Origin of the sequence: Streptomyces sp. 13-12-16, from assembly GCF_002114215.1 — a bacterium.
GTDB lineage: Bacteria > Actinomycetota > Actinomycetes > Streptomycetales > Streptomycetaceae > Streptomyces.
Window position 1 is genome coordinate 12,202 of record NZ_NCTE01000201.1, and the last position, 6,624, is coordinate 18,825.

The following is a 6,624-nucleotide window of genomic DNA, read 5'->3' on the forward strand; positions in this document are numbered from 1 at the left end:
CCCCCGCCGGTGAAGCTGTACCTGCTCAACGGGGAGGAGGCGCTGTTCGCCTACTACACGCTGGCGCGCGGCAAGGCGCAGATCGACCAGGAGTACCTGGAGACGTACGACGCGCAGGGCGTCCGGTCCCTGCTGTTCGGCTTCGAGCAGGGGCCGGGGCCGAGGGACACCACGTTCGTGGAGCAGTCGCACCTGTGGTTCAACGCGCTGTGGGAGACGATCAGTTCGGAGCTGGTGCTCACGGGCTGACGTCTCCCACGGGTCCGGGTGCGGCGGTGGCTCCTCACAGGGCCGGCCTCGTCACCAGCAGCGCGAGCAGGACCGCTCCGGCGGAGCTGACCCCCGGCCGGTTGGACCTGATGCCTATGGTGAGCAGCAGCAGGCCGAGGACGCCGGCCGCGCCGTACTTCCACTGGACGAGCTGTTCGACGGTGATGACCAGGACGGCGGAGACGAGGGCGAGGGCGGGCATGGCGTGTTCCTCCTTCGGGGGTGCGGGGCGGGGCTGTGGAACCAGAAGGCTGCCAACTTGGGAAAGTTGGCAGCCAACTCTGTAGAGGTTGTCCCCACTTGGCAGCTGCTTGCAAACAACTTTCAAGCAACTCCCTTCAGATGGATCAAAGTTGTAGCGTTTGGTCGTGACCCAGGAGAACGTGGCAGTGAACGGCAGCAGCAGAGTCTCGCCGCAGGAGATCGCCGACATCCTGCGGGAACGCATCCGGTCCGGCGAGCTCAGGACGGGCGACCGCCTGCCCACCCAGGCGGAGCTGGCCGAGGAGTTCGGCGTGGAGCGCGGCACCGTTCGCCAGGCCCTGCACACCCTCCGGGAGGACGGCCTGCTCACCAACCAGGGCAAGGGCAGCCCGCCGCGGATCGCCGAACCGGCCTCCGCCCTGGAGGAACCCCAGCCGACGACGGTGGGACTGGCACCGCGCCTGACGGCCGCGTTCTCGACGGCCCACGTACGGATCGACGCGGTGTGCCTGACCGCCGAGAGCCTGATGCTGGCGCTGAGCGAACCGGTCCGGCACATCCACGAGGGCCGCACCCGCCCCGAGGCGGTCGACGTCCGCATCCTGCTGCCCTCCCGGCGGATCAACCTGGCCTTCCCCGTCCCGGTCGAGGGCCGGGACGGCAACGACGACCCGGTGCACGAGCGGTGGCTGGCCCAGCGCAACGCCCAGGCCCGCGTGCTCCAGCACAACCTCCTCGCCCTGCGCGCCACCCACGGCGTCGACGTGCACGTCTCCTTCCGGGCCCTGCCCTTCACCCCGCCGGTGAAGCTGTACCTGCTCAACGGGGAGGAGGCACTGATCGGCTACTACATGCTGACCCGGCGCGAGGAGGAGTGGGAGAGCCACACCCTGGAGATGTACGACGCCCTGGGCTCCCAGTCCCTCCTCTTCCCCTTCGTCAAGGGGGACGGGCAGCGGGAGCGGGCATTCGTGGAGGAATCCCAGAAGTGGTTCGACGCCCTCTGGGAAACCATCACGACGGACCTGACACTCTCCTAGTGACTTCTGAGACGAAGCAGACCGATGCGGTGACGGCCGAGAAGCGGAACGAGACCGGGACCGACGACGAACCGAACGCGCTGCGGCGGCTGATCGAGGACGCCCGGGTCGTGCTGTGGGACTTCGACGGTCCCGTCTGCCGCCTGTTCGCGGGCCACTCGGCGGAGCGGGTGGCGAACGACCTGGCGTCCTGGCTGGAGAGCCGGGGACTGCACGGCCTGCTCACGGACACCGAACGCGAATCCCTGGACCCGCACTTCCTCCTGCGCGCCGTCGACCGCCGGCACCCCGGCAGCGACCTGGTCGCGGAACTGGAGGAGCGGCTCACCCAGGAGGAACTGCGCGCCACCGCCTCGGCGATGCCCACCCCGTACGCCGATCCGCTGATCCGCACCTGGACCGCGGTGGGCTCCCGGCTGGCCGTCACCACCAACAACTCCCCGCGCGTGGTGCGCGAGTACCTCGCCTCCCGCGGCCTCGGGGCCTGCTTCGCCCCCCACATATACGGCCGCACCCAGGAGCTGAGCCTCCTCAAACCCGACCCCCACTGCGTCAACCGGGCCCTGAACGCCATGGGCGCCGCCCCCGCGACCGCCCTGCTGATCGGCGACGCCCCGACGGACCTCCTCGCCGCACAGGCGGCCGGCGTCCCCTTCCTCGGCTACGCGCGCAACGAGCGCAAGGGCAAACTCCTGCGCGACGCGGGCGCCACGGTGGTCGTGGACTCGCTGGAACCGGTCCTCCGGTCGGTCCGCCACTGACGGCCGGCCTGTGAGATTGTCCCTGAGTGGACGGATACCGAACCGGCGAGGCCGGTGGCCGGGAGTTCGAGCGGGTTGCGGACGAATTACGCGGGCGGATGGCGGGAGGCGCGTATCCGCTGCGGTCCTTCCTGCCGTCGCAGCGTGACCTGGCCGAGGAACTGGGAGTCTCCCGCGGCACCGTGCAGCGGGCGCTGCGGGAGTTGGCGGACGAGGGCTGGATCGAGTCACGGCAGGGCAGCGGTTCACGGGTGGTCAGGACCCAGCACGTCCGGTCCTCGGCGGCCGAGGCCACGAGGCTGCGCGGCGCGGTGTGCCTGGCTCCGTTCATCAGCGAGGCCTTCGAGCAGGCCGAAGTCGCCCTGGACGTCCACACCCTGACGTCCGAGTCCCTCGACGCGCACATCCGGCTCCAGGCGGAACGCATCCGGGGCGGTTCCATCGCCCCCCAGCGCATCACGCTGCGCATGCTTCTGCCCGATCCGACGCTGCCGCTGCCCTACCCCCGGGTCATGGACGACCCGGGCGACCCCCGTTTGCGGGACCGGCTGCGCACGATCACCGAGCGGCACACCACATCGTTGCTGGGGGCGCTCAGGGACCTGCGGACTGAGGGCCTGGTGCCCTCCGTTGATGTGCGGATCCGACACACACCGCTCACCCCCACCTTCAAGCTCTACCTCTTCAACGACGTCGAAGCCCTGCACGGCGTGTACGAGGTCATCGAGCGGCCTGTGGCCCTGGGAGGGGGTGACGAGGTGGTCAGGGCTCTGGACGTCCTGGGTCTCGGGGCGACCTTGACCCACCACGAGAAGACGGACGACCCGTCCTCCTCCGGTTCCGTCTTCGTGGACAGCATGCGGCAGTGGTTCGACTCGGTATGGAACCTCCTGGCGAGCTAGCTCTCGGCATGGAGGGACCTCGTCGAAGGCGTCCTTCAGTGCGGGCGATGCTCCCGCGGCACCCACTGCGGATCGTCGATGACCGGCTCCTCGGGCTTGATCTGTTCCAGTTCCTCCCACAGGTTCCGGTGCCATTCCATGTAGTGCTCGGCGATCTCCCGCGTCGAGTGAGAAGTGGACCGTCTGTCCCAGCCGATGATGCGGACGTTTCCGTGCCTCGGGCTGAACCCCTCGGGGTCAAGAATTTTTTGACGGGAACCGCGCCAGTCGATCTCTCTCTTCTTTATGCCGTACGGAGCGGAGAAGACCTTTTCCTGGTTGAGTATGTAGAGCTTGCGATCGGGTACTTGCAGTGATTCCCGTATCTCGCATGCGATCCTTATGTCGGGATTCTTTGCGTGCACCCGGTCCAGTAGGTCCTTCAGCTCGTTCCAGTTCCGCCTGGTGAACCCCTCCCGCATGCGTTCACGGTTCTCCGGAGAGTCTCGGAAATAGAACGTGCCGTCCGGCAGTCCGGCGCTGCCGGGAGCGGGGACGAGCTTGGCTGGAAGGTTCATCGACAAATTGAGGTGGGCGATGGTGATGCGTAGCGTCAGTTCCCGGACGCTCACCTCCTCGTCTCCCAGTCTGTTGAGATGCTCCCTGAGCAGGTTGAGCAATGTCTGCATCGTAAAGCCGAAGAAGTCGACACGGATATGTCGGGCGTCGAACGCCTCCCGCATGAGAGGGCGTAAATCCTCCAGGTCGGTGAGGGCGTAGACGCCGTCGACCTCCTGTGGTTCGGAGTCCCCGACGGCATCGAAGAGGATCAGTGCGATGAGGGCGGCGAAGGAGCCCCCCAGGAAACCCTGCTCCTTGAGTTGGTCTCCCAGCGGTTCGACGATCTCGGCGGTGACGCCGAGCACGGCAACGGCAGCCAGCGTGGCCTTGACGATGCGAGGCTTCCACCGGTTCAGCGAATGCCGTATGCGTTCCAGCCCAGACAGGCTGCCGCCCCTCGGACTGCGAGGAGACACCCCCCACCCCCTTGCGCGTCACTGGAGCGACGCGACGGCGACCCACGAGACACACCATGATGCCGCGGCCGAAACCGGTGCGCCAGAAGGCTAGTTGGAGGAGTGCAGCTCGTCGGCCGCTCCGATGAGGGGCCTGTAGGACGTTATGACCAGCTCGGCGCCCTGTCGGCTCATCGCCTTCGCGCGGTCCGCCGACCGGCTGTATCCAAGAAAACGGGTCCCCGCGCTCAGGGCTGCTTCCAGGTCGGTCAACTGATCGCCGATGAGAAGGCAATCCGCGGGCTCGAGACCCAACTGTGCGACGGCTTGCTTTACGGAGTAGGGGTCGGGCTTCATGTGGCGGAGCTCATGGGGGTCGCGGCCCACAACGACCCCGAACCCCGACTGAAGACCGTGTCGTTTGAGGAACTCCCACACGGGGCCGTCCGAGTTGTTGCTCACGATGGCGAGCGCTGTGCCCTTCGCGCGAAGCAGCGCGTCGACTGCCGCGGTGACGCCTGGAACAGGGTCGGCCGATGCGACCGCGTCGTATTCCTGAGAGGTGACGATGGCCTCAGCTTCGGTAAGGGGCCGGGGGCCGAGGGCGGTGAGGGCCGGCTGGTCGTACGCGTCCCTGAGCAGGCGGAGGATGACGTGTGAGTCCCGGCACTCCTCGATGTCTTGCGGCAGGGGGCCCCAAAGGGGGCGCACCACGCTTTTGATCCTCTCCGCGACGGGCTGGGTCGGGTTGCCGCCGAAGAGATCCGTCACTGGGCCGTCGAAGTCGAAGAGCACAGCGCGTGCGGTGCTGAGCAGCTGACGCAGGGCCCTTTGATCGTTGAGTGTGTCGTCCATGGGTCTCCTCCCGCTCCCCGCTCGGTGTGGACCGGGGCGGGGCGTACCGTCAGCGTCGCACGCCAGAGGAAAGGGGGCGATGACATCCGGCCCCGCACACGCGCGCGTTCGGCACCCGTCCGGTGGAAGGGCGAGTGGGTGTGCTGGTGCTCGGGGCGCGTCGCTGAGGGGTGGAGAGTACTCTGCTATCACTTCTGCACCCTGCGAAAGGGTCCAAGGCAAGAGAAACGGGAAATGTCACCCGAATCGACTTCCATGGCTCGACTGCACGCCGTCGAGGTGAGTGGGGACGCGAGTGTGGTCGAGGGGCCGCTGCAGGGCTACCACCACGAGACCTACGTGTTTCCGCTTCCCGGCGGGCCGGCCTCGAAGCTTCCGGTGCGATGGAAGTGCCGAGAGCCGCGAGAGAACCTCCTGTGGTTCGACAGGCGGTGCTTTTCTTCGGAAGAAGAGCTGTTGAGGGCGCTGTCTGGGCGGATCTCACGCATCCCGGACGTCATTGAGGTCGGCCGTGTGGGACTGCAACGGTTCATCGAGGGGGAGACGCTGGCGGCGCTGCACGGCTCCGGCAGGGCGGTTCCGGATCGTATTTTCGAACAAATTATCGACTTGTTCGGGCAGATGGCAAGGGTGGAGTCCGAGACGCTGGTGATCGAGCGACGCTGTGATGTCGTGGACAGGCCGACGGACGGTGACACCAACGGATTCCTGGAACGCCTTGTCCACTTCACCGAGGAACGCGTGTATCAGGAGAATCTTCCGTCCTTCGACGGCCTCTTCTCTTCCCTGGGGGTCACCGACGAGTCCTTCAAGTGGCTCCGTAAGAATGTTTCGGGTCTCCACGACCGCCCTTTTTTCCTGTTGCACGCGGATCTGCATCGTGAAAACTTCATCGTCGACCCCCGGGCCCGGCTGTGGGTCATCGACTGGGAACTGGCGATGTTGGGGGACCCTTTGTACGACCTGGCCACTCACCTCTACCTCATGCGATACCCGAAGCGGCAGGAAGAGTACATGGCGGCGCGCTGGCGCGGTGTTGTCGAACGGGTACGCCCGGGCAGTTCCCGTGGAATGGAAGACGACCTCTCTTTGCTCGTGAACTACAAAAAGGCACAGTCCGTCTTCACTGATGTCATTCGCTCGGCCCTGTCGCTGGAGTCCGGTCCGGAACCCACGGCTCGGCGACTGGTGAACACAGGAGAGAAACTGCACCGGATCCTGGCCGCGGCCGCCGCACCACTGGGCTTGGAGTCGGTGCCTGCTCCAGGGCAGATCGCCTCGGCCCTGGACCAGTGGCGCCGTGCACGTGAGCAGGTGACGGTCTCTCCCCGGTGGCCCCCTGTTCCCGGCCGGTCCGAATGTGGTCCCCTGATGTAGTCCTCCTCGCACGCGGCATCCGGAGCGGTCAGTGGGCGCACCTCCTCTTCCCCGTCCCTTCGTCGGAGAACCCACCGCGTCCTACGCCCGATGCCGGGACTTCGTGGAACTGGCCACACGGTCGGGGGCCGCCAGTAGCGGTCACCACAACCAGAACTACGTGCTGCCGCTGACGGAGGAGGCGGCCCGGCTGCTCGCTCGCGAGGCCGGCACGTCCGTC

Annotated in this window: 7 protein-coding genes and 1 pseudogene; 5 read left to right on the forward strand and 3 right to left on the reverse strand. The window is 66.9% G+C overall.

From position 1 onward, the window contains the following. Positions 1-249 (forward strand): annotated as a pseudogene (locus tag B7767_RS09420) (GntR family transcriptional regulator); the annotation flags it as partial. 34 nt (positions 250-283) lie between these two features. Here the strand turns inward: B7767_RS09420 and B7767_RS09425 are convergent. Further along, a complete protein-coding gene (locus B7767_RS09425) occupies positions 284-472 on the reverse strand; it encodes a hypothetical protein (protein WP_085571785.1) in 189 nt (62 codons plus the stop codon). Positions 473-632: 160 nt separating this feature from the next. Here B7767_RS09425 and B7767_RS09430 point away from each other — a divergent pair, with 160 nt between their 5' ends. Genes B7767_RS09430 through B7767_RS09440 form a run of 3 tightly spaced genes read left to right on the forward strand, consistent with a single transcriptional unit; the run spans position 633 to position 3,177 of the window. Continuing rightward, positions 633-1,514, forward strand: coding sequence for a winged helix-turn-helix domain-containing protein (locus B7767_RS09430; protein ID WP_085571786.1), 882 nt, complete (start codon positions 633-635; stop codon positions 1,512-1,514). Beyond that, complete coding sequence (locus tag B7767_RS09435; protein WP_256923379.1) at positions 1,514-2,275, forward strand: HAD family hydrolase; 762 nt, start codon at positions 1,514-1,516, stop codon at positions 2,273-2,275. The genes B7767_RS09430 and B7767_RS09435 overlap by 1 nt, the downstream gene beginning before the upstream one ends. A 26-nt stretch (positions 2,276-2,301) precedes the next feature. Continuing rightward, on the forward strand, positions 2,302-3,177 hold the full coding sequence (locus tag B7767_RS09440; RefSeq protein WP_085571788.1) for a GntR family transcriptional regulator: 876 nt from the start codon (positions 2,302-2,304) through the stop codon (positions 3,175-3,177). Between the two features lie 35 nt (positions 3,178-3,212). Here B7767_RS09440 and B7767_RS09445 read toward each other — a convergent pair whose 3' ends face one another. Both B7767_RS09445 and B7767_RS09450 read right to left on the reverse strand, forming a co-directional pair. Then, a complete protein-coding gene (locus tag B7767_RS09445; RefSeq protein ID WP_085571789.1) occupies positions 3,213-4,082 on the reverse strand; it encodes a hypothetical protein in 870 nt (289 codons plus the stop codon). Between the two features lie 201 nt (positions 4,083-4,283). Then, positions 4,284-5,027 carry an HAD family hydrolase gene (locus B7767_RS09450; RefSeq protein ID WP_085571790.1) on the reverse strand — a complete coding sequence of 248 codons (744 nt, stop codon included), beginning with the start codon at positions 5,025-5,027 and terminating at the stop codon, positions 4,284-4,286. Positions 5,028-5,282: 255 nt separating this feature from the next. Between B7767_RS09450 and B7767_RS09455 the strand changes: the two genes are divergently transcribed. Then, a complete protein-coding gene (locus B7767_RS09455; RefSeq protein ID WP_256923380.1) occupies positions 5,283-6,404 on the forward strand; it encodes a phosphotransferase in 1,122 nt (373 codons plus the stop codon). Positions 6,405-6,624 lie beyond the last annotated feature (220 nt).